General features: G+C 59.0%; 21 protein-coding genes and 1 pseudogene. 13 read left to right on the top strand and 9 right to left on the bottom strand.

The annotated features are described in order from the left end of the window. Positions 1–145: 145 nt before the first annotated feature. Positions 146–778 (top strand): tyrosine-type recombinase/integrase, encoded by a 633-nt coding sequence (locus EJ077_RS21385; RefSeq protein WP_208696024.1) that lies wholly within the window; start codon positions 146–148, stop codon positions 776–778. Positions 779–1422: 644 nt separating this feature from the next. Then, positions 1423–1887 carry a nucleoside diphosphate kinase regulator gene (gene rnk, locus EJ077_RS21380; protein WP_208696023.1) on the top strand — a complete coding sequence of 155 codons (465 nt, stop codon included), beginning with the start codon at positions 1423–1425 and terminating at the stop codon, positions 1885–1887. A 251-nt stretch (positions 1888–2138) separates the two neighbouring features. Here the strand turns inward: rnk and EJ077_RS21375 are convergent, their stop codons facing one another. Then, a complete protein-coding gene (locus tag EJ077_RS21375) occupies positions 2139–2369 on the bottom strand; it encodes a hypothetical protein (protein WP_208696022.1) in 231 nt (76 codons plus the stop codon). 183 nt (positions 2370–2552) lie between these two features. On the opposite strand from EJ077_RS21375, the gene EJ077_RS21370 reads away from it, so the two are divergent. The 3 genes from EJ077_RS21370 to EJ077_RS32880 all read left to right on the top strand — a co-directional run bounded on the left by EJ077_RS21370 (position 2553) and on the right by EJ077_RS32880 (position 5860). Continuing rightward, positions 2553–3680, top strand: coding sequence for a Gfo/Idh/MocA family protein (locus tag EJ077_RS21370; RefSeq protein ID WP_210212176.1), 1128 nt, complete (start codon positions 2553–2555; stop codon positions 3678–3680). 742 nt (positions 3681–4422) lie between these two features. Next, the gene (locus EJ077_RS21365) at positions 4423–4680 is read left to right on the top strand and encodes a LysR substrate-binding domain-containing protein (protein ID WP_367142421.1); all 258 of its coding nucleotides are present in this window, start codon (positions 4423–4425) and stop codon (positions 4678–4680) included. 790 nt (positions 4681–5470) lie between these two features. Next, the gene (locus EJ077_RS32880; protein ID WP_416859529.1) at positions 5471–5860 is read left to right on the top strand and encodes a hypothetical protein; all 390 of its coding nucleotides are present in this window, start codon (positions 5471–5473) and stop codon (positions 5858–5860) included. 113 nt (positions 5861–5973) lie between these two features. On the opposite strand, the gene EJ077_RS21355 is transcribed toward EJ077_RS32880, so the two are convergent. From EJ077_RS21355 to EJ077_RS21345, 3 genes are all read right to left on the bottom strand, one after another. Next, positions 5974–6645, bottom strand: a complete 672-nt coding sequence (locus EJ077_RS21355) for a DUF1194 domain-containing protein (RefSeq protein ID WP_245458496.1) — start codon at positions 6643–6645, stop codon at positions 5974–5976. Positions 6646–6926: 281 nt separating this feature from the next. Next, positions 6927–7655, bottom strand: coding sequence for a helix-turn-helix transcriptional regulator (locus EJ077_RS21350; RefSeq protein ID WP_208696021.1), 729 nt, complete (start codon positions 7653–7655; stop codon positions 6927–6929). Between the two features lie 702 nt (positions 7656–8357). Continuing rightward, positions 8358–8534 carry a hypothetical protein gene (locus EJ077_RS21345; RefSeq protein ID WP_208696020.1) on the bottom strand — a complete coding sequence of 59 codons (177 nt, stop codon included), beginning with the start codon at positions 8532–8534 and terminating at the stop codon, positions 8358–8360. A 95-nt stretch (positions 8535–8629) separates the two neighbouring features. Between EJ077_RS21345 and EJ077_RS32290 the strand changes: the two genes are divergently transcribed. After that, a complete protein-coding gene (locus EJ077_RS32290; RefSeq protein WP_245458495.1) occupies positions 8630–9016 on the top strand; it encodes a tetratricopeptide repeat protein in 387 nt (128 codons plus the stop codon). After that, entirely contained in the window at positions 9013–9159 is a 147-nt protein-coding gene (locus EJ077_RS32285) for a hypothetical protein (RefSeq protein WP_245458494.1), read from the top strand. The genes EJ077_RS32290 and EJ077_RS32285 overlap by 4 nt, the downstream gene beginning before the upstream one ends. Positions 9160–9388: 229 nt before the next feature. Here EJ077_RS32285 and EJ077_RS21335 read toward each other — a convergent pair whose 3' ends face one another. Together EJ077_RS21335 and EJ077_RS21330 are read right to left on the bottom strand one after the other, a co-directional pair. Then, on the bottom strand, positions 9389–9691 hold the full coding sequence (locus EJ077_RS21335) for a YdhR family protein (protein WP_135864695.1): 303 nt from the start codon (positions 9689–9691) through the stop codon (positions 9389–9391). An 85-nt stretch (positions 9692–9776) separates the two neighbouring features. Then, positions 9777–10484, bottom strand: a complete 708-nt coding sequence (locus EJ077_RS21330; RefSeq protein WP_208696018.1) for a winged helix-turn-helix transcriptional regulator — start codon at positions 10482–10484, stop codon at positions 9777–9779. Positions 10485–10816: 332 nt separating this feature from the next. Between EJ077_RS21330 and EJ077_RS32875 the strand changes: the two are divergent. After that, positions 10817–11447 (top strand): annotated as a pseudogene (locus tag EJ077_RS32875) (tyrosine-type recombinase/integrase). 390 nt (positions 11448–11837) lie between these two features. On the opposite strand, the gene EJ077_RS21320 reads toward EJ077_RS32875, so the two are convergent. Further along, entirely contained in the window at positions 11838–13589 is a 1752-nt protein-coding gene (locus EJ077_RS21320; RefSeq protein WP_208696016.1) for an adenylate/guanylate cyclase domain-containing protein, read from the bottom strand. A 261-nt stretch (positions 13590–13850) separates the two neighbouring features. Between EJ077_RS21320 and EJ077_RS21315 the strand changes: the two genes are divergently transcribed. After that, positions 13851–15236, top strand: coding sequence for an adenylate/guanylate cyclase domain-containing protein (locus EJ077_RS21315; protein ID WP_208696014.1), 1386 nt, complete (start codon positions 13851–13853; stop codon positions 15234–15236). A 495-nt stretch (positions 15237–15731) separates the two neighbouring features. Continuing rightward, positions 15732–16877, top strand: coding sequence for an endo-1,4-beta-xylanase (locus EJ077_RS21310; RefSeq protein ID WP_208696012.1), 1146 nt, complete (start codon positions 15732–15734; stop codon positions 16875–16877). Between the two features lie 271 nt (positions 16878–17148). On the opposite strand, the gene EJ077_RS21305 is transcribed toward EJ077_RS21310, so the two are convergent. Then, positions 17149–18798, bottom strand: coding sequence for a caspase family protein (locus EJ077_RS21305; RefSeq protein ID WP_208696010.1), 1650 nt, complete (start codon positions 18796–18798; stop codon positions 17149–17151). Between the two features lie 250 nt (positions 18799–19048). On the opposite strand from EJ077_RS21305, the gene EJ077_RS32625 reads away from it, so the two are divergent. From EJ077_RS32625 to EJ077_RS21290, 3 genes are read left to right on the top strand one after another with little or no spacing between them, the layout of a single operon-like run. After that, positions 19049–19588 carry a CHASE2 domain-containing protein gene (locus EJ077_RS32625; RefSeq protein ID WP_208696009.1) on the top strand — a complete coding sequence of 180 codons (540 nt, stop codon included), beginning with the start codon at positions 19049–19051 and terminating at the stop codon, positions 19586–19588. Continuing rightward, the gene (locus EJ077_RS21295) at positions 19585–20970 is read left to right on the top strand and encodes an adenylate/guanylate cyclase domain-containing protein (protein ID WP_281040213.1); all 1386 of its coding nucleotides are present in this window, start codon (positions 19585–19587) and stop codon (positions 20968–20970) included. The genes EJ077_RS32625 and EJ077_RS21295 overlap by 4 nt, the downstream gene beginning before the upstream one ends. A gap of 12 nt (positions 20971–20982) precedes the next feature. Then, positions 20983–21768, top strand: coding sequence for a hypothetical protein (locus tag EJ077_RS21290; RefSeq protein WP_208696007.1), 786 nt, complete (start codon positions 20983–20985; stop codon positions 21766–21768). 556 nt (positions 21769–22324) lie between these two features. Here EJ077_RS21290 and EJ077_RS21285 read toward each other — a convergent pair. Continuing rightward, positions 22325–22996, bottom strand: a complete 672-nt coding sequence (locus tag EJ077_RS21285; protein ID WP_208696006.1) for a peroxiredoxin-like family protein — start codon at positions 22994–22996, stop codon at positions 22325–22327. Positions 22997–23360 lie beyond the last annotated feature (364 nt).

Genomic DNA, 23360 nt, shown 5'->3' with positions numbered 1-23360 from the left:
GCGAAAGTCGTCGTTGAAATTAGCGCGCGCCTAACGGCAGCTATTCAAGCCTCGACGCCCGGAAGCCGACAGTCAGAAATCGGCCCCGACGTTGCCATTGCCTCTTCGTTTCTATGCCGGCCAATCACGGCCGCAGGAGAACGAAATGACACATTCACAATATGACCCGGCCGCCCACGGTCGCCGCGCTTGGAATGCAGGCAAGAAGGTTGGCGCGAAACGACCTCTGAAACCTCGACAGATATGGGCTATCCGCTTCTTCCTGGATCGGGAGCAGCGTTTGCGCGATCGCGCGCTTTTCGATCTCGCGATCGACAGCAAGCTGCGCGGGTGTGACCTCGTCAAGATTAAGATCGGTACCCTCGTGGTCGGCCCAGAAATTCGGACACGCTCGATGGTCGTGCAGCAGAAGACTAGCCGGCCAGTGCAGTTCGAACTGATGAGCGACGCACGCGCAAGTCTTCTTGCCTGGCTACAACGACGCGGCGGTGGTGTTGATGATTATGCATTCCCTAGCAGGATCAACCATGCTGCTCACCTAAGCACAAGACAGTATGCCCGTCTCGTCGATGAGTGGGTCCAGGCGATTGGGCTTATGGCCCAGGAATACGGAACCCATTCCCTGCGTCGCACCAAGGCCTCGATTATCTACAAAGCGACGGGAAATCTGCGAGCCATCCAGATTTTGCTCGGTCATACCAAGATCGAGAACACGGTCCGCTATCTGGGTGTCGATGTAGAGGATGCTCTCGAACTTTCCGAGGCAACTGAGGTTTGATCAGGCACGGCTCCGCTTCAGGAGTGGAGCCGTGACCAATTCGCGCCTCATGTCGGCCATAGACACATGCTTCGCCCCTCTCCGGAAGCAGACATCGCAGAACAATGGCTGTAGGTGGTGCGGCGGTGCCGGTCAGTCGCGAGCGTCGCTTCTGACCCATTAAGAGTGGGCCTGACAACGTGGACGTCGGCCCTCACCCTGCGGTGGCAATTCCTGCGCGCCGAATAGAGCTGGGGGCGAGATGACCAGGACCGGCCTGACCGGCCCGAACAAGTGAGCCCAATCGGTTAGTCATTTCAATGTCCACTCGATCTCCGGGATAAGCGCATCGAGGGCGGCGCACTGCAGTGCCGCGCCTTGACTTCGCAAATCGCGTCCCCAACTATTGCTGTATGTGCACCGCCGCCAAAATCCTTAGCGATTTTCTTTTCCGGGTTTGCCCCATAGCGGGATCGTAACCCCCGGCTCGGTGGCCATGCGCGCCTGGGGCCGAGGGGTAACATCTAACATCGACATGTGAATTGGCGCAGGGTCGCATCAGTCCCCTGCAGCATCGGCGCATTCAGCAATAAACTTTCGTCGCACCGACAACCGTTGACGACCCTTCTGCGGGTCCCGGGTGCGGGGCAGAAGCGAGTATTCAAATGCAAGACAACAAGAAAACCCGGCGCAAGCCGATTATCCGCATCACACAGTCGGAGCACGCACGTTTGTCGGCGCTAGCGAACGCCGTTGCTGCCCGAAATCCTGAGACGGCAGATGAACTGCTTGCCGAGCTCGAGCGCGCGCGCATTGTCGCCGATGGCTCGGTTCCCGCCGACACCGTCCGGATGGGCTCGACTGTGACGTTCAAGCCCGACACCGGTGATCGCAAAACCGTCACGCTGGTTTTCCCTGGCGATGCGGACATCTCCGAAGGCAAGGTTTCGATCCTTACGCCGATTGGCACGGCTTTGATGGGCCTCTCGACCGGGCAGTCGATCATGTGGACCGCCAGGGATGGACGCCAGCGCCAATTGCTGGTGCTTGAAGTGAGCCAGCCCGCTCGTGAAGGCGATACAGCCGATCGGCGCGTGCCATCGTCTTCGACAATTGCGACGCGCGTCTAGCCACGAGCGTTTCCATCCGTCTCCTCAACCATGCGGGCAGCCTCATCGCGGACGTGACCCCTGCGCTGGGCCAATCCTGGCCCGGCGCAGGGGTAGCTCTCCCCGATCAACGCTTGACGCCGGATCCCTGCACAGGGCCGGCTGGAGACACGCGATGCCCACTATCGATAGCTGCCAACTGATCACCAAGGACTACACCGTTCTTGAAGTGATGCAGGGACGCCGACCTGCCCGCGGCGATACCTTGTCGGCTATCCTTCGACGCAAGCTTTCGAGCGCAGTTGACGCAGCGGCAGCTTATCAGCATCGCCGTTTCCTGAAAGCTGACTGTCGCACGAGAACGCGCTGGAGGTCGTGGTGGTCCATGAGCCGCAATTTGGCTCTTCCGATTGCAGGCTACATTGGCTGGCGATCAATAAAAGCGAAAACTGCTTCTCAAACAGAAGTTCAAATTCTTTCCCGCCAACAGCCTGCCCGGACATTTTCTAGTGCCGGCCTCTGGAACGCTCAGACCCGCGATGGGCCCGTTAGTGTATTGTACACTAATATACCAATCGCGGTTGAAACTTTTTGGCCAGGCGTCAAGATAGTTGCTAGGGGAGTTTTGGGAGAATGACGTGCCATCAAACCGGGGCTTGAGGGTTGGGCTAGTTGGCACCGGCTTCATGGGCCGTACCCATTCTAATGCCTATCATCAGGTGCGGCGCTTTTTTCCCGAGGAAGCGGGCGCGGAATTGGTGGCGGTCTGCTCACGCGACGAGGCCAAGGCCCGGGATTTTGCCGCCCAATGGGGTTTCGGCTCGCATGTGACCGATTGGCGCAAACTGGTCGAGCGCGACGACATCGATCTTATCGACATCGCCAGTCCGAATGACACCCATGCCGAGATAGCGATGGCCGCCGCTAAAGCCGGTAAGATGGTCGCGTGCGAAAAACCGCTCGGAACCACGCTCGCCGAGGCGCGTCGCATGGTCGAGGTGGTGGAGCGTGCGGGCGTCGCCAATATGGTCTGGTATAATTACCGGCGGGTGCCCGCGCTGGCGCTGGCCAAACAGATGGTCGAGGAAGGGCGACTCGGCCAGATCTTCCACAGCCGCTTCAAGTTCCTGCAGGACTGGACCATGTCGGCGGATCTGCCACAAGGCGGACCGGGTACGTGGCGGCTCGACGCCAGCCGCTCAGGGAGCGGCGTCACGGGCGATCTGCTTGCCCACTGTATCGATGCGGCACTTTGGCTCGTCGGGCCGTTTGCCGAGGTGTGCGGCATGACCGAGGTTTTCATCCGTGAACGCATGCATGCGCTGAGCGGCAAGCGCGAAGCCGTCACGGCGGAGGACGCCGGCCTTTTCCTTGCCCGGTTTGCCAACGGCTCGATCGCAAGTTTCGAGGCGACCCGCTTCGCGCGCGGCCACAAGGCGCTTTTTACGCTGGAAGTGAACGGCGAACACGGCTCGATCGCATGGGATTTGCACGACCTGCACCGGCTTCAGTACTTCAGCCACCATGACGAAGCCGCCCTTCGCGGCTGGCGCACGATTCACGTGTCCGACAGCGACCATCCATACATGAAGGCCTGGTGGGTGCCGGGCCTCCAGATCGGTTACGAACACACATTCGTACATCAGGTCGCCGACTTCCTTAGCGGCCTTCGTACTGGAGAGAAGGTTGTGCCCAACTTTCGAGATGGCCTTGCGGCCGACGCCGTGGTGGACGCGGTGCTGCGGTCCGCCCGGTCGCGGCGGTGGGAGACCATCGAGGAGGTTAGCGACCAGCATGAACGGAGGACCATCTAGCAGGTTCAGGCCCCCCAAAGCCTCCCGCCTCCATCCTCGCAAGCCGCCAGCGTGCGCCGTCCGCGGCTGCTTTGGTGGTGGTCTGCTGCGAAGCAGGATCGAATGATGCGTTGTTCCAGGCCGCAATAAGGTCTTCGAACAATTCCTCGCTGGCCGTCGAAACTTTGGTTTTGTCGGAGGACAGCAGGAAATGAAACATGCGCCTTGCGGCAGGGGAGGACAATTGAATCTGCCCGGCGTTGATTGCCCCGAAGCTCTTCCAGCTAGGAGTTCTCCCGAGAGCAGTTTGTTTGTGGCCTCTGACAGTGAAATGGCCATGATTCCCTTTCGCCCAAAAAGACTAGAAGAGAAGGCCCATGCAGGCCATCAAAAATGTCAGTAATACATAACCGCTCCGGTAGTGAGTTGACCTTGCGGCTGTTGACATTGAGGTCGGGGGCTGAACGACAGCTATTCGAAGGTTCTCGCTGAAACCGGACTGTCGACAATCGGCCCGATTCGGTCGGGCTGCAAGGCGCCCAAAATCGGTCATTCCCTCCAATTAGCCGTGGCTCCAAAAAGCGGACATCGCACGGTTAATCAAGGGGTGTCCTTTGAGCTTAGCCCGTGGATTAACGAACCTGCGTTTCAGGACGTTGCAGCCTCCCAGTTTGGAGCAAAAGGCGGGTCCACGTAACGTAGGTTCTTCGACCCGCAGACCGGGCGGCCGTTCACCTGGGAGTTCCAAGGGGATAACGGGGGCATCGAGATCAAGGCGGCGGCGCGGTTGGTCATGGACGATCCCTCCGCTGCCGTCGAGGCCGGTCTCGCAGGGCAAGGCATATTCCAGAGCCTTGCCATCGGCCTCGACGAGTGGCTTGAGAGCGGGGCGCTCACGACGATCCTGGCGGAATGGTCCAACGAGCAGTTTCCGCTTTACGCCTATCATCCGCCACGCCACATCCCGCCGGCAAAAGTGCGGGCTTTTCTGGATTTTATTCAACGGATCGCGGCGACGTAGCGCGGGGCATTCTTGCCGCGCACAGCCCTGGCTGTCCGCCGGCAAAAATGCTTGCCGCCTTGCATGATGGTGTTGCATATCGGTCATCCCAGATCGATCCGCCCTCAGGAAGCCAAGACAGGCAAAGGCCCGGAAGCCCTGAACGCGTGCGGACGGACCTTCGCTTTGACGGCGCGCGCCTGGGCTGTGGCTTGCATCGGCAGACAACCGAAGCTGTGAAATAAGGCCATCGAGGACGATGTCGCGAACTCGGAAATGTAGGCCTCCTCTTCAGCGATGCTGTGCAATGTAGCTGGGGAACACGAACTTCTACAAACGGCTGATTCTGGTGTCCGAGATCACTGATTGGCACCATCTGATTTTTCAGAAGGTGGACCAACTCCTCATGACAATCAGCTGCCACAGGGCCCAGAACCATTTCCCCATCGTCGGGCCGTTTTCGTCAAAGGATCACTGGGGTCGACAGGTCGCATACCAATCTCAGTTTCTCGACCAGAGGGGTAGCGCATCAGGGACAAGCCAAGATCAAAAGGCGCCTTTGCTCCATCGGCTCGTTCGATACCGAAGAGTGGGATTTTTCACCAAAGCCGAGATGGATGCGGCAGAGAACGTATGACAGAGCAGGGGTGAAGTTCGACCACTACGAACACATTCTGGAGACTGGCACATGCTAGCTGATGGCCCGGCTGACAGGCTGATTTGAGACACAGACGCCCAAAAGGTATCTGCCGGCCTCGCTCCTCTGCGAGCAGCGCTGGTCCATGGACAAATCGCGGGTGCGGCGCTCGACGTGTTCGACCAGGAGCCGCCGAAGACCGACGATCCGCTGTTTTCGCTGCCTAACGTCTTGTGCACGCCGCATGTCCCGGCGTGGACGACTGAACGAACTCAGGCCGTCGGATGGCATGCGGCCAAGAACCTGTGGGCCATGATGAGCGGCGAAGGACAAGCCGATATCGTCAACCCGCAAGCCAAGCAGCGTAGGACTTCGGCCTCGCCTCGCTCAGCGAGGTGTGATTTCGGAGGCTGCGTGAATGCCCAACCCCTTCTGCCTCAATTGTCGCACCGACAACGTTACACTTTATTGCGTCGCCTGCTTCCATGTTTCGGTATCGGATCCATGTCTCCACGATGCCACCACAATGTTAGCAAAGGCTGCCCGCGGGATTTTGCAGTTTGACACGCCCAATTCGTGCGGACATAAGGTGTGGCCATATCAACTGGAGGCTCGGCAGTTGGCGGTCCGCCGAGAATTCCGACATCCTTGACGATCAGGAACAGATGGCGGTCGCGCTATCGCGCCGTAGTTCCGATCATGGAGCAGTCGAACATCGGGCCGCCCACAGGATTATAGGACACCGGCTTAGCTAGCGGGGGCATGCCCGCGATCTCCAGAAGCAGCTTTCGGCGGATAGCTGCTTCGAACAAAGCAAGATCATCAACGCCGATCACGAATGCTTCCGGTCCGCCAATGACGCAATGCTCGTAATAGAGATTGAGATAGTCTGCACCAAAGGACTGAAAGCCGTTGGAACGACCATGCGGCAAGGACAGCGGTAGGCCATTTATGGTAACTCCGGAAATCGTCAGCCGGTCTCGTATCGAAGCGACCGGCAGGCCGGCATTGTTGGGGCCATCGCCCGATATATCAATCACGTGGCGCGCGGCCGTGGTACGGCTCTTCGCAAACAGGGCGTCGGCCGACAGAAGAGCGCCCGAAATGGAAGTGCCTGGCTGCGCGCAAATAGGCTGTATCGCAAGGGCATCGGCGAACCGACTTGCGTCGGCGTAGCTACCAATAATCGTCCAGGGCACTACCACGTGCTGGTAGTTTGGGCCGGCCCATTCGAGATACAAAACCGCGACCCTACCGCGTGCACCCGATCCTATGGCCCTCGCCAGGCTAGGGTTCCTGAAAGCGTTGACGTAACCGTCGCGCTGAACCCTCTGCTCGTAAGGGCTCATCGAGGATGAGACGTCGACGGCGAGGACTAGTTTGAGATCGACGCCAAGCGTACCTGGCTCGGTCCTCGACGATGGTGTGCAGGGACTGCTGGTGAAGAGTGCCAATGCTATGAGGCACGATCTTGCCAGCCGCCTCATCTTGGGTGGGCCGGTTCGAATTTTCGGGCCAGATTTTGCCATACCGCAGGGCCTCGGCGCCATTAGCGCCTCTCAGCGTTCCGAAGGGGAAGTTTGAATTGACAAAGGGCCGCGCGCTTCACCCGATTGGGTGAGGGCCCTACTCAGTGTCGTGAAGGCAGGCGCGATAGGAGTGCCGTGAGTTCGGCTTGGCGATGCGTTCCGGTTTTGGCGAGGATCGCCCGGAGTTGAGTGCGCGCGGTTTCGCGGCCAATTGCCAATCGGGCGCTCGCGGCGTCGACGCCGTCGCCGGCTGTTAGGCTAACGGCCAGCCGCGCTTCGGCCGCTGTGAGTTGGAATGCTTGACCAAGCAACTGTGCAGATAGGGGCCGGTCCCCAACAAGGACGGTGAAGTAAAGCAGAAGGTCGCCGCCACTGAACAGGTCGCGCACGAACGAAGTCATCGGTACGACCTCGGCAAGGAGCCAGAACGATCCGTCGCGGGCGATAACTTCAGGCTCGACTGGAATCGCGCCGTTGAGTGCGCTTGAGACGGCAGCACCGATCATCCGCTGCAGACGGGTATCGCTCTCCCGATCTGCTGCGTGGACGCGGCCGTGACGGACCAGAAGGCCGGAGCCGAACAAAGCATCCGCATGCTCGTTGCAACGCTTCAGACAGCCACGATGATCAAGCAGGGTCGCGCCAAAATTGAATTGGTCAAGGATGGCCAAAGTCGGGTCCAGCGAAATCTCCCAGATCTTCTCGGCGAGGCTGATGATCTGGGTCAGTTCCGGCACGACACGGAGGAAATGGTCGGCCTCGGACAGATCAAAGGCCCCGCTGCGGGCATCGCGGAACATCGACAGGAACCACTTGTGCTTCTTCACCATAAAGTAGACGGCTGCCCACCACTCACGGTGCCCGGGCGAGCTATCTCCTGATAGTAGGGAAGGAACCTTCTCTCCTCGGGGTGGTGAGTTCATCCTCGATGGTGAAGCAGGTTGCCGGCTTTGCCAGCAGCCTCAACCTTTCGCAACGCGGATCAGGAGCCCCTTCGATCTTCTCGAGCCAGAGAGCCGAAAATTCGGCATGCTCCGTCGAGTCCGGCGTTGGTGTGGTCCGCTTGCGCTGGTCGCTCCGGAACGGGTGTGTGTCATCACAGGCGCGGATGACACAACTCGTAGCGCCCAGGGCATTTGCGAGCTTTTGAAGCGCGGCCGGCCAGCGCCCAAATTCGAACGCGGCGTCGTAGCAATTCTCGATCGCGGACGCGATTGCCCGATTGGCAGCCATACGGTCTACCCTCTTGATGCATGGGCTACGACACGCTTTCAAAATACCACAGAACCGGCAGAACCAGGAATGGCCGGCCGGATCATCCTTCGTCGCCCCTACGGGTGTGACGGGCTTGTGGCCGCGCACTCGCTGCTACTTTCGATTGGCTTGAACTAAATTTGCGCACGCCGACGGTGGGAGGCTGTCATCCTCTTATCTAAACTGCCACAGGTTCGAACGATCTCCAGATGCCGGCTAGCCAGCGAGGCCGATAAAATGTCATCAATTCTTGACCGAGCATCGACACGACTTGGGGATCAGCCTGAGATGTCGCATTGAATTCGGCGGCCGACCGGTACGATTTCGTAGCCGACGTCGGTTAATCGGAGTTTCAGCTCGTCGAAATGCCGCTTAGGGCCGCTGACGATCAACTCGGGTGAATAGTTCCAGCCGTTGTGGGCAGCATTGGCCAGGATATCGGCATAGAGGCGCATGCTGACGATTTTGCGCTCACGGCTTCGGCGACGATGCGCAGGTCTCGATCGAGAACTGGCGGACCGCCGTTGAAAACGCGATTCTGCTCGATCCGATGGACAGCGTTGCCTGCAATTGCCTTGGCGACCTCAGGGGTTGTCTCGGCGACGTCGCAGGAGCGGAGCGCGCGTATCGCCGCGCGTTCGAGTACGGCTCCAACCATGCCGATACGCTGGCGCTGGCCGGCAGGAAGGCGCTGGTCGCTGGCGATCCAGCTGAGGCGATGCCCCTGATCGAACGCGCTATGCGCCTCAATCCGCTGGCCCCACCTTGGTATTTCGGCCTGCTGGGCCGCACCCTGTTTGCGGCCGGCAGGCACAGGGAAGCCATCGCGGCACTGCGCAGAAGTACGCTAAACTCACCGAATTTGCTGATGTTTATCACGCTGGCGCATTCGGCCGTGGGAGAGGCCGGGGAGGCGCCAGGATCGAAGCCCGCTTGAAAGCTGAATTCCCGGACTTTTCCGTCGAACGCTTCATCACCAGCTATCCCGTGACCAACCCTAACGCGGTTCGCGCCATTCGCCATGCCGCCCACCTGGCAAGGGACGACGGAGGCCTTCAGAAGATGCCCGACCCGACCTGACGGCAATCGCAAGCCAAAAAGGCCCACCTGCCGGAACGAGGCGCTCCACCAGTCAGCGCCTGCTTTCGCAGGACAGTTCCTGAAAGCCGCCTGACTGGAATCGGCCCCGTTGCCGACAGCTGTGCGCCTCATGCCAGCCATTGAGGTCAGGTTTGGTGCCTCCTGAAGGGAGACATTCCCGTGGCCAAACTGGAGAGTCGACGCTGCGCCATCGTAGCCTCCAAGAATACTACTTCACCGGGCCACGTGTAATGGTTGTGAGGTCCGCGATCACGTCAAACGCCTTGATACTCAACGTTGGATCACCCTTCATCTCCGCAACGATTGGCCCATCCATGAACGTTTTCACTGCTGCGTCATCGTCGAATAGGTAGATCCCGCCGGCATCGTTTTGGGCCTCGTTTATGATCCAGACCTTCCAGCGCAGGCCAGGTAGGTCCGCGATTGGTTGAGCATATGGCAGGTTTTCTTGCTCATACTCGGCCCTCGGCCCGTTTAGCTTGTAGTTGATTTGCAAAATTTTAGCTGACATGCCTTTCCTCCCTTATTCTCTCTAATTGGCGTTGCATGGCTACGAGTGATCCTCCAGGCGTGATGCTGCAGCCTCAGTATGATTTTCAAGAAAGCTGGACGATTCCATTGAGTCTTGCCCAGACCGAGGTCCGCAGCCAACGGTCCATGCTGCGGGCGAGCACGGGGTCGCCGCTCAGGAAAAGGCGGCCCCTTTCCTTCTCGCGCTCGATGCTGGAATGGCCCTCGATGATGGCCCCCAGCGAAACAACGCCGGTCTCGACGTAAAGGTCGACCTCCCGGCCGGGGTCGAGCCAGCATACCGCGGGGAAGTCCGCGCCTGGCTCGACCACCATCCAGCAGTTGGGACACTTCGGTGAGGGATCGTCGCGAAAATGGAAGCGGATGACGGCGCGCCGCTGCGGCAGTTCGGTGAGGTCGATCATTCGCCGCACGACCCACATGATGGTCGAAGCATCCGCACCGCTGAGCGCAATCTCCGCCTCGATGTTGCATAGGGCCCACTGCGCCAGCGCGTTCATCGCCGGCTCTAGTTTGATCGCCTTCTCGGTGCGGAAATACTCAACGGTGCCCGCCGCCTTTTCCTCGACGCGCTCGACCAGGCCCGACGCCTCCATTTCTTTGAGCCGCCTCGACAGGATGGCGGACGAGATGTTGCCCAACCCCTTGCGAATGTCATTGAAGCGGGTTGAGCCGTTCCAGAGCTCGGTCAGGATTTGGATCGTCCAGCGCGGCTCCAGAATCTCGCAGGCGAGCGAGATCGGGCAAATCAGTCCGTAAGGCCGACGTGTCATGGCCGGGCACTCCCTTTCCGCAACTTAATCTTTGCGGAGATCTGAGGCCAGTTCACAATCTGAAGCGGAGCACTTCCGAACTTGCACTTGCACCTGTCGGCCTTCCGCAACGTTGGCTGACCGAAGCCTGTCCCGACAGCTTCGATCGATCCGCCTCGTCGCGCGCTCGGGTCACAACTTTCGGTCCGCGAACGTCAGGTCGAGCCAACCAAGACATTAGGTCTCGGTCTGCTGTTGCTTCTCGGACCCGGAAATAGACCGACCGGTTCCGGCTCCTCAACGGTCTACCTGCGTTTTCTCCGGTAGCCAATCATGGCCGAAAGAGAAACGAAATGGGACACTCGTGCTACGACCTTGCCACCTCCGATCGCCGCGCAGGAATGCAGGCAAGAAGGTTGGAACGAAACGCCCTCTGAAACCTCGACAGATATGGGCAACACGCTTCTTTCTCGATCGGGAAAGGCGTCTGCGAGACAGAGCGCTCTTCGATTTGGCGATCGACAGCACGTTGCGCGGCTGCGATCTCGTCAAGATCAAAATCGGCCATCTTGTTGTAGGACCTGAAATCCGAACGCGCGCGGTGGTCATCCGACAGAAGACCGGCCGACCTGTTCAGTTCGAGTTGATGAGCGACGCACGCTCCAGCCTTCTCACATGGTTGGAACGACGCGGCGGCACAGTGGCTGATTACGCCTTTCCGAGTAGGATCGATCCAACGGTTCACATGAGCACAAGGCAGTATGCCCGCCTCGTCGACGAATGGGTCGAGGCGGTCGGACTTCGACCAGAGGAATACGGACCCATTCCCTGCGTCGCACCAAGGCTTCGATCATCTACAAAGCGACGGGAAATCTGCGAGCCATCCAGATTTTGCTCGGTCATACCAAGATCGAGAACACGGTCCGCTATCTGGGTGTCGATGTAGAGGATGCTCTCGAACTTTCCGAGGCAACTGAGGTTTGATTAGGCACGGCTCCACTTCACGAGTGGAGCCGTGACGAATTTGCGCCCCATCTCGGCCATAGAGGCCGGCTTCGCAGCTTCCTCAAGCGGACATTGCCGAGTGACTAGGAGGTCGTGGTAGCGACGAAAACGGACGATCAGCCGTTGCCTTGCGAAGCAGCCGTTGCCTATGTCCTAAGGATCGCCGACTGGCTTGATATCGACCAGGTGGCGCCCCAATGGCCGGCCCAGGCGACGAGTTGAGATCAGGACCTCTCACCCCCTCACATGACGCGGATCGCTTTGCACGGCGTCCTGCGGCGATTTGTACCGGGCCAATGCAACCCGCAGGGCTGTCTTTCGCGATCCCGCTGCGTTCCCAACTCGCTGTCATGCGCCAGCCCGGCAGCGCTATTCCGGCAGCCCCGCCTTTCGCAAACCTTCTACAAGCCGAGCCATATCGGCCGGACGGCTAGTTGGCATGACATCGGCGAGATTGGAAATTCTTTGGCCGGGATCGAGGTCGAGCATTCGGCTCACCACTTTTTGCGCATCCTCGGTGCGGCCGGCGTGAGCATAGCTTGCAGCCGCATAGCGCAACGACCCCAAATAGTCCGGCTTTTCCCGTAACGACCTTTCGGCCCAAGATGATGCTTCCTCAAATCGACCACCGAAGAGATGAGCCACTGCAACCGCATTCTGCATATCGAACATGAGCGGGTCGACTGGGCTCATGCGTATCGCGGTCGCCAGGTGCCGGAGTGAGGTTTCTGTATCGCCGAGGTCGGCTCTGACCCAGCCGCTGAACAGCCACGCGCTAGCCAGGTTCGGATTGAGCGCAAGCGCGCGATCAATGAAGGCTGCCCCGCTATTGTTGTCGCCCACGACGAAGGCGAGCGCGTTTCCGCCGCGGGAAAGCGCAATCGCGTCGTCCCTGCCCAAATCCACTGCCTTGCGAGCCAGGCGTTCCGTCTCGGCGGTTTCTTGCTTGCGATCCGTCATCCAGCCATTCGCCTTGCGCATGACGGCACACCAGGCGGCCATGCCGTATGCCGAGGCAAATTCAGGGTCGAGTTCGATGGCTTTATAAAAAAACTTAAGGGCGTCTGCGTTGGATTCCCTGCTCAACTGGTGGAGGCTTGCTATCCCGCGCAGATAGTAGTCGTAAGCGTCAAGATGCTCGGTCGGCTTGCGCTTGGCCCGCTCGATCTCTGCCTGTTCCAGCTTTGGAGCGATCGCTCCGACGACGTTTCGGGTCACCTCCTCCTGCAGCTCAAAAATGTCCTCCAGACCGCCGTCGAAACGGTCGGCCCATAGATGTGCTCCCGTTGTCGCGTCGATAAGCTGTCCGGTGATGCGCACCCTGCTCGCAGCCTTGCGCACGCTCCCTTCGAGCACGTAGCGCACACCAAGCTCGCGTCCGACCTGCTTGATGTCGACTGCCCGGCCCTTGTAGGTAAAGCTGGAGTTGCGTGCGATGACGAACAGCCAGCGCGTCCGGGACAGCGCGGTGATGATCTCCTCAACCATGCCGTCAGCGAAGTAGCCCTGCTCGGGGTCGCCACTCATATTGTCGAATGGCAAGACCGCGATGGACGGCTTTTCGGGAAGCGTCAGCGTATCCCTTGCGGAGAATACCGAAGCGGGTTTCGCTCGACTGACCCGATAGGCGCGCACCGCCTCCACAATGTTGTGGACCTGATGGCTACCGAGGTCGGTGTAGGCATAGTCCAGTTTGCCTTTGACCTGCTCGTAAACGCTGCTCGCGACGCAGACACCGCCAGGGTCTGCAAGCTTCTCGAGCCGCGCGGCGATGTTCACGCCATCACCGTAAATCGTATCGTCCTGTGCAATCACGTCGCCCAGATTCACGCCCATGCGGAAAGTCATGCGCCTATCTTCGGGCAAACTTGCATTGTGAGCGGCCAATCCCTCCTGGGCTTCGACCGCACACCGCACCGCGTGGACCGCGCTGGCGAATTCGACAAGAAGGCTGTCGCCAGCGGAACCGACGATACGTCCGTGCAACTCTGTGATCTTGGGCTCGATCACTTCGGCGCGAAGCCTCTTCAGGTGCCCAAGCGTGCCAACCTCGTCGGCTCCCATGAGGCGGCTGTAGCCGACGACGTCGGCAGCAAGGATTGCGGTGAGGCGTCGCTCCATAGCTGGTGTCCTGCCTGTTCCGTAGGTCTAAGCTCCGGGCGGTGAGCGTATTCCAGTCCTACCTCCAATGCGAGCGTGCAGTGCCGGCGCCGATAACGGGCGACCTCGCTAGAGGTCGGCAGCCCGGCCTGGGCCCTCCTGGTAGCACCCACACATCACCGGTTTTGTGATACCGCGGACCCGAGGCGGCTCCAGGTCGAGCCGATCTAAATGAAGCAGCCCTCCTGAGTCTGTGCTATGTCGGATAGGGAAGGAGGGCAAATGAGCGAGACCCGCAAGCTTGCGGCGATCCTGGCCGCCGATGTCGTCGGATACAGCCGGCTGGCTGGCGTGGACGAAGATCGGACTCTCGCGCGCCTCAGGGCGCTCCGCAGCGATCTGGTTGATCCTACCATCGCGGTACACATCGGACGCGTGGTGAAACGCACCGGTGACGGGGCCCTCGTCGAGTTCCGTAGCGTGGTCGATGCCGTCCGATGCGCTATCGAAGTGCAGAACGCCATGCTCGAACGCAACGCCGGGGTGCCGTCTGAGCGACGTATCGAGTTTCGCATGGGAATCCATGTTGGCGATGTAGTCGAGGAGGGCGACGGCGACCTGATGGGCGACGGTGTCAACATTGCTGCCCGTCTGCAAGGTATCGGCGAACCTAACGGTATTTGCCTGTCGGGTGCGGCATACGAACAAGTGCGGGACAAGCTCAAGGTTGATTTCGAGGATATCGGCGACAAAGAACTCAAAAACATTGCACGGGCGGTGCGAGTCTATCGCGTGAACTTAGACCGTCACATCGCAAGCGTGTCGACAGTGCCCGACCCTTCCGGCGGAAAACTGGCGCTGCCCGACAAGCCGTCGATTGCCGTCCTCCCGTTCCAGAACATGAGCGGCGATACCGAACAGGAATACTTCGGCGACGGGATCGCGGAGGACATCATTACCACCTTATCCAAGCTGCGGGGCTTCTTCGTTATCGCGCGCAATTCGTCCTTCGCGTACAAAGGCAAGGCGCTAGATATCCGTCAGGTCGCGCGCGAGCTGAATGTTCGCTATGTACTGGAAGGCAGCATTCGCAAGGCGGGTGAGCGATTGCGAGTAACTGGCCAGCTTATTGACGCGGCCAGCGGCAATCACATCTGGGCAGAGCGCTACGACCGCCCCGCCTCTGACATTTTCGAAGTGCAGGACGAGATCACTCACAGCGTTGTCGCCGCGATAGAGCCGCAGATTTACGCAGCCGAACGCCTTCGCCTTCAAAGTAAGGCGCCAGAGAGTCTCGACGCGTGGGGCTGCGTTGTCCGAGCGATGCCTTATATCTGGACATGGGTTATCCAAGACGAGGACACTGGTATCAGCCTCTTGAAGCGAGCGATTGAGCTCGATCCCCACTATGCACGCGCTCGCAGCCTGCTCGCGTGGGCCTTCGCCACCCGTGTAATTTCCGGCAATTTGGAGTTTGAGTCAGGCATATCAAGTGCCCTCGCGCTTGCCCAGGGCGCGATAGACCTCGATCCCGACGACCCATGGGCCCATTTCGCGGCAGGTTACATATCAGCGTTTTCGAGACGATTTGGGCCGGCTGTGGAGGAACTGAACGAGGCACTGCAGCGCAACCCGAACTTTGCATTCGTCCACATAATCTTGGGGTAGCCTACGGCTATGCGGGGCTTGCTGAAGATGGCCTCCGCCAGCTCGAAATCGCACGACGACTGAGTCCCCTTGATCAAACCCAAGCAGCGAATCTTTCGGTAGAAGGTCTTTGCCATCTGGTCGCCGGCCGCTACGCCGAAGCGGTAAGAGCTGAACGTCGCGCCGTACTGATGAGACCAAACTTTGGGACCGCTTGGCGCACACTCACAGCAGCCGCAGGACTGGCCGGTGATCCGGAAATCGCACGCCAAGGACTCGTCGAATGCAAACGGCTACAGCCGAATCTCAGCATCGACTGGGTCGAAAAATACCACCCACTGATACGGTCAGAGGACCGTGCCAGATATATCGAAGGCCTACGACGTGCAGGCCTGGAATAATGACCTGCGAACTGGTTCGTCACTGAAGAAGCTGCTAATATTCAAGAAGCCCTGAGCGCGTTGCTGGAAACGAGGCAATCTTTTGAACTCCAGCCTCTTTGTCGGAGGGCCAAAAATGGCCGAGTTCGATCGCCGTAGCGTATTGCTTGGTGCAGTGTCTGTTGTTCTGACAGGAAGTTGGCCGCAGTCCGGGAGTGCCGCAGAGTTTTCAACGCTCAGGCAAGCTGCTCAGGCTCGTGGCGTAGAGATCGGGGCCTTTACCTCGCTATCGCAGATCCAGGACAATGAGTTCGGCAACACAATCGGCCAGCATTTCACGCTTTCGGCGAATCTGCTTGAGGAAATGGAATGGGACGCCAACCCAGGCTTCAACGTCGACGATCCCGGATTCAACGGCTTGACGACATTTCTAGACCGATGCCACGACCTCGGCTTGCGTTCACGGGCACGGCAGATCTATTCGAAGGAGGCATTACCGTGGAACGCGCATCTACGCGCTGACGGTAGCCCTAAAAACCGGACGGAACTGGAGCAGACACTGGTTAGGCGAGCACAGCAGGCCTGCCGACCACTGAAAGGCCGCAACGCGATCATCCAGGTAATCGATGAAATCCTGGCCGATCATGAGGGTGGCCTGCGGCAAGACCCTTTCAGCAACGCTCTAGGGGAGGAGTACGTTGATATCCTGTTTCATGCCGCGCACGAGGCGGCACCCGATGCCCTGCTGATCTACCAGGAGTATGGTCCCGAAATTCGTCCTCAGGATTGGTTCAAGCGCAAGACTAAGGATTACATTGCGCTGCTGGAGCGACTGCGCAAGCGCAACCTGCCGATCACCGGAGCTGCTCTCGGCGGCTTTATGCATCCCGACCTTGTGTTGAGAAGGCAGTTCTTCCAGCACATCGAGCAACTCGAATACGACATTCATATAACGGAGCTGACACAAATCTACGGCATGCGCGGCGAGCCGAAGAGTGACGGGTTCTGGCCAAAGAGCGTTAAGGAAAACGACCGCATCGTTGCGGATCGGTACACTCGGGCATTCCAGTTTCTATGCGATTTGAAGCGACTGCGCGAGATTACATTCTTTGCCGCCGTCGACGGCCGCAACATCGTGGAATCCGGCTCGCTGGGCATTGAACCCTACAGTATGGCTCGACCAGGCATATTCAACTACGACTGGACGCCGAAACCGGTATACCATGCACTTACAAAGACCCTGAAGAATTCGAAACTGCGAATCCAAGGTGGCTCTCGCTAAATGCGCGAAAACCGAGCGATTCGTATACGTCCCGAGTCCTGAGATAGGTATCTGATTTTTCGCGGGAGCGGACAATGCATCCATATCCCAGTTGAGATCGGCGCGGAGCGGCACCTTCTGGCGAGCCCGTACCACTGTCACTTTCGGCACAACCCCACGTGATTTCATCGCCGCGTGGCGTGGGGGCCGCTGTGGCGAATGTGTAGCTCTTCAGCTGCTGGCCTATAGCATCGGGCTTTCATAGGTGCGGATGACCGACGCCTCGGCAGTTCTACATTCTCTCCATGATAATTTTTCCTGAACAACCGCTGCCAACTCCGGTCCCGATAAATTTGCCGGTTCCAGTGTCACCTTTTATGATGCCAGTCAGGGTGTTTCCGCCTGTTCTTCCTTTATGAACAAAGGTCAGTTTCATATTGACGGCGCCGCTCCCAGAAATGCTTCCTGTCAACCCGGAGTCAGACGATACTTTGCCGTCACTTATGACGACCAATGATGAGAGTTCTCGCCAATCTCCGCAGTCCGTTAGAGCCCGTCTGACTAATTTCCATGTGCCATCAAAGGCGCTTAGTCCGCTGGTCTGAGGCACACAACGATCGCCCTGCACCCTCATTCCGTCCTTACAAGCAAGCGGGCAGATACGAGCCCCGACCGCCCTAAGTCTTTCCAGAAGCCCCGCTGTCGGTTCCAACGATGCAAGCTTGACACCTTGCCGATCAGCATAGTCCTGAAGCGCTTTGCGGCTGCCGGCTCCCCATTTTCCGTCAGCCTGGCCTTCAAGACATCCTATGCGAGAGAGTTCCGTTTGAATGAAGCGCGGAAGTTCGCTGGGGTCCGGGGTAGGTGCCGATGACTGCGCCGAGGGATCGGGGCGTTTAAGGCTTGCGACTTCCGTTGCCTTGGCATCGCCGGTCGCCTGGGTGGCGCGCTCCGCCTCCGGCAGCTTCGCCACCTGCCGTTCCGTTTCGGTGCGCTTGACGATTGCGTCGATCTTCAACCTCGCAAGGGCGGCAAAAACGCCGTCCGGAAATTGCTGCAGATATGCTTCGAAGAAGCCTTTGTCGGTCGAGTCCTTGATCGTCGCCCAATAAGCAAGCTCGACGGCATTGTCCGGCGGCGCAGACTGTGAAGTGGGTGCAGATACCGCCTTCGGTTCCGTGGCGAGAGGCTTCAACACAACCTCGCCCGTGAGAGAAGAGTTCTCCCACGGCACTTGCTTGCCCTCCGTCGCAGCCAGCACATCGCGACGCACATCGATAAGTTCACGCGTGATATCCTGCCCCGTCGTCCCGAGGTGAGCGACGAGTGCAGCCGTGAATGGAGAATTCCGCCCTGCTCCGTCCATGGCGACATTACCTGGCTGCGTTGCGAATGCTATGAGCGTGCCGACTCCGCTGCCAAGCCTAGCCAGACCTCGACTCACGGAACCGGAGCGCGTTCCCATCGAGCGGGAAAGCTTCTCCGCGAAAGGATTGTCCCGGCAGGCATCGAGGAATATGAGGTTGACCTTGGCGGTGCGCTCCATCGCTGAAAGTACAAGGTCCATCGGAAGGGCCTCGAAGTCGAGGTCATTGTAGCCGGACAATTCGGCATCGACCGGCACCATGTAATTGTTGCCATTCACCTGCAGGCCGTGCCCGGCATAGAAGAACAGCGCCATATCGGCGCCGTCGAGCTTTTCCAAGAACTCGCGCACCGTGCGACGCATTCCCGCGAGGTCGAGGTCCTGGCCGCTGACAACCTCGAAGCCAAGGCTTTGAAGCTTGGCATTCATGTCGGAAGAATCGTTCTTCGGATTGGCGAGTTGGACGGTATGCTGGTAGGCCGAATTGCCAATTACCAACGCTACGCGTTTCTCGGCGGTTGCCTGTCCCGAAATGGCAACGAACAATAAAACTAAAAGAATGAAAGCGCTGCGCATGGCAGAAACGGCTCCCCGAAAGGAACTGTAGCAGAGGCTAATACAACCGAAAAGAGCTTTAGCCCAAGGCTGCGTCGCCTGCGGCTCCGAGATGATTGTTGGCAAGACACCGATTCGGTGCTGGGTCATGGGTCGGCATGCAAGGGGCGCAATTTGCTTGATGCACCTGAACGGATATGCTGGCAGCGAGTAGAGCTTCCAGTGGCTTGGGGTGCAATTCGGCGTGCGAACAGTTGGCCGGATCGTCAGTGTGCAGCGACGTGGCATCGCCGCATCGCTCGCCTATTTGGTTCTGCTGGGGGTCTCGACTGCTCTCGTGTCACCGCCGCTGGAGAATATCCTGCGCGACATGATGATGGTCTCGATCTCGCCGTTCACCCATGCTCCACGCAACATTGTTGTGGTCTCGATAACGGAACAGACCCTGGCGAATTTTCGATACCGCTCACCCCCGGACCGTGGCTTCTTGGCAGACATCGTGACCCGGATCGAGTCGGCCCACCCTCTTGTTATCGGTATCGACCTTTTGTTCGACCAGGCAACAGAGCCGCAAAAGGACGCCCGGCTCGAAACTGTTATCGAAGCCGCCAGTGTGCCCGTGGTGATCGCCTCGGCGTCGCGCGCTGATGGCCTCACCCAGAGGCAGTCCGACTATCTCAACGCGTTCGCTCCGTCGGCAAAGCGGGGCCTTGCGGCATTGTCACATGACAATCTCGACGGCGTGGTCCGAGGAGTTTTTCCCGGTCGAGAGGTTGAGGGGGATGGGCGCCAAGCTTCGCTGCGGCAATAGCAGCAGCAACCGGCGTTAGTAGCGGCCACAAGGCCGAGGAAATGGTCTATTACCGAACGGTCAACAGCCTGCCCTTCAATTTTTCAACCTATCCGGCACAGGCCGTTCCGCTGGCACCGCTCAGTTGGTTCGAAGGGAAATATGTTCTTATCGGCGTGGACCTACAGCAAATAGACCGTCATCCGACACCGTTCGCATTGTTGAGCGGCGCGGAAACCGGTGTTCTCCCTGGCGTCGCAATCCACGCCCACTCGTTAGCCCGACTCTTGTCCGGGAACAGAATAACGGTTCCTTGGCCCGCGGTGGGTTACGCGCCGATGCTTGTTGTCGGGCTGTTCTGCTTGTGGATCGTTTCGCGGCCGATCCCGGTGGTCTTCAAACCTTTCGCGGTCGCCGGTGCAGTGCTGCTGGTGTGGATAGGTGAGGCGTGGGCCTTCGCGAGGTTCGCAATACTGGTGCCGATGATCGCCCCTGCCTTGCTGGTGCTCGGTCTGTCAGCATTCGTTGGCTTCCTGGCTTGGAGACGGGACGCGAACGCTCGCCACTTCCTGCAGAACGCCTTCTCGAAATACGTCAGTCCGGCCGTCGTTGCAGCGATCGTGAAGGAACCTAACGCTCTCCATCTCGGCGGCGAGAGGCGAGAGGTCACCTGTGTATTCACGGATGTCGAGGGATTTACGTCTCTCAGCGAGAAGCTCGCGCCAGAGGTCATCGCCGAGGTATTGAACGAATATCTGCACGGGCTCTGCGAGTTGTTCATTGAGCATGGTGCAACCATCGACAAGGTCATCGGCGATGCAGTGGTCGGCTTCTTCGGGGCCCCGGTAGCGCAAAATGATCAGTCAGAGCGGGCGGTATCCCTGGCGCTGGCTGTACAGGACCTGGAGCAGCGGTTGCGAGAAAGATTGGCGAGACGAGGCCATTCATTCGGCGCGACCCGCATCGGTGTTCATGGCGGTCCGGCAATCGTCGGCAACTTCGGGGGAAATCGGTTCTTCAACTACACAGCTATAGGAGACACGGTAAACACTGCCGCCAGACTGGAGGGCGCAAACAAGTACATCGGCACGAAAAATTGCATAAGCGCCGAAGTCGCGAAACAAACAGCGCGGTTCTTACTGCGCCCTGTAGGAGTTTTGCACCTCAAGGGCAAAAGCCAAGGCATCGAGGCTTTCGAGGCAATGAGCCGTACGTCGGAAAATATTATACTTTGCGAGGAGTATGGAAAGGCGTACGCCTTGCTTGCCATCGACGATAAGCTCGCGACAGCGGCATTCGAGCTGTTGGTCACAAACTATCCGCAAGACGCCCTGATCGCTTTTCACCATGGCCGCCTTGCAAGCGGACACTTCCGGGCAGACATTCATCTTGCCGACAAATAGGGCCATCATGACATGAGCCTCATGCGTCCGATCGCCCAAATCGCCTGTCTGGCCCTTGCCGCGGCCGTTCTTATCACGGCGCAAGGCGCGGTGGCCGGCAGCCAGTATGTGATCCTGTCAACTGAGCCGCTGGTGGACGAACTGCCGCCAGGCAAGATCTTTGTGCCAAGTGACGTCATCAACGTGCCAGCTGGTGCGGTCGTCACCTTGCTCGGTGAGGACGGCAGCGTGAATCCCATTTCAGGTCCCGCAGCTTTGGTGGTCACCGAGGATGCCCTGACATCCGACAGTCCGCAGAGGGCCAGCGACGGTCAGGCAGGACCTTCGAGCCTGGCCCTAATAGCTAGCCTTCTGACGAACGAGCGCCGGAGGACCGAGTCCATCGGGAGCGCACGCACCACCGCCGACCAGTCCACACCGAGTGGACTTGACGATCCCTGGGCGATTTCCATCGAAGAATCCGCTCCCGGCTGCATACGCAATGGCGAGGTGATTCTCGCCCGCCGCGGGATCGGTGAGAGCGCGGTGTTCTCGGTCCAATTCCGTGGTGGGCCGTCGTTGAACGGCCTCGTCTGGAGCGCCGGCAAGCCCACTTACTCGCTTCCGAACCCCATTCCTGCGGGAGCAAAATCATTTGTCGTCGAGACCACGAAGACGTCGGCGTTGATCGAAATCAAGGTGTTTCCACAGAACGCCGCTCTCGAAAATCGGCTGGAAGTCCTTGGATGGATGGTGAGCAGCGGTTGCAAACGCCAAGCGTTGGCCTTTGTTCGTCAACTTGTGACGAGACAGCAATAAATCATCAGACCAGGAGCCGCGCAGCGATTGACGGAGCGACTGGCCAGAGCCACAGCTGCGCCTCTTAGAGTCGCCATCGCCAAGGATCAGGTGAACTGCAAGGCCTTGGGTTTCGGTGTCTTTCAATGCGCTGAAGATGATCCGAGATTTTCGATTTCTGCACAAGAGCACGGTATTAGGCAAAGGAAAGGCGTCATGGGCCGGTATTAAATTGCATTGTGAAGCCCGGACGCGCTGGAAAATCGAGAAGCTCATCCGCGTTTCGCGACGCAATGGCCGCTTCTTGATTGCATATGCTGAGAACAGACTGTCTGCTTGCGGCCCCTAACCGGCCGTGCAGCAATGCGCCCAATTTCGGCCGTTCGCTGGTGCGTTAGCGCTGCCCAAAGCAGACCCTTCAAGGGCGCCGCAAGCAAGAACCCATTGAAGTACCGGCGGCGCCTGCCAAACGAGCTTTGAAGCCACGTCAGGTTTTGGCCGTCCGCTTCTTCCTCGATCAGGCGACGGCCGGCAACTTCGCGTAATCCTGCGCCTAGCCCACTACCGAAGCTGCGCCTTACCTTCCGATTCGTGACGCTGCCGACATCAGCTCCTGAGTGTTCGGGGCGCCGAATAGGCCGCCATCGAGTACCTCGTTGGAAGTCCAGCGAACGACGCCATCGCGGTCCAGCAAGAACTGGCCGACGAGCTGCCCGACGCCGGTGGCCATCATATGTTGATCCGCTTCCGTGATATCGTAGCTGTCCTTCTTGTTCAGATATTCGAGCGCCGCAAACGGGTCCATCGGTTCCGGCATTGCGCCCGGCAAATCGACCCGCATCGACTTCACATCGCTCATTGAAACCTTTTGCGGCCATGCGCTCTCTTCTTCGGTGATCTGCATATTCGGCAATCCAAAGGCGCGGTGTGAAGTCCGCTCAGGATCCGATGCCGCGAGGCCGAGCATCGGGTGGTACCGCAGATAGAGGCGCGCCCGCTCGATGGGCGTGTTGACCACTGTCAGGCTTTCGATGCCCTTCTCGTTGAGGGCTGGGGCGAGTTGCGAAAGCATGGCGATTTGGCGCCTGCAAAAAGGACAATGGAGACCTCGATACAGCCCAACCAGCACTGGTTTCTCGCCTCGGAAATCGTCGATGGCGATCTTGCCCTCGCGGGTAATCGCGTCGAGCACGACATTGGGGGCCGTTTCGCCAAGTTGCAGGGGGCCTATGTTGAGACGTTCTGACATGCTGATCCCTCCTCGCAGGTCAATCCACCACGGATGTCCGGGCGGGTGGCTTGAGCCTATGTGCGGCACATACGTCCTTGGGCATGCTGAAATGGCGGTCGGCCTTAGGGCGTCGACGGCGTCAATAGTCAATTTATAGCACGGAGAGGGCGGACGCTAGTTCTTGCGGAGGGCAACGCTTTTACTAGATGGCCCCCACGAGCTGAGCAGGCCCTGATACCCAAGGTGCGCCAAGGTCTGGAAGTGCCCGACTTCGATCGCGGAAGAGCGCTATGATATTCGGAAAGTTACCGCTCATATGATGGAAATCATCGAAGCCCGGCACCGAGCCAAAGAATGACGTTTGCAGGAAATCCATCGTCGA

Source organism: Mesorhizobium sp. M8A.F.Ca.ET.057.01.1.1 (genome assembly GCF_003952565.1).
In the GTDB taxonomy this organism is placed as follows: Bacteria; Pseudomonadota; Alphaproteobacteria; order Rhizobiales; family Rhizobiaceae; genus Mesorhizobium.
Note: the sequence above shows the minus strand (reverse complement) of the source record. Positions and strands in the feature narration are given on the sequence as shown.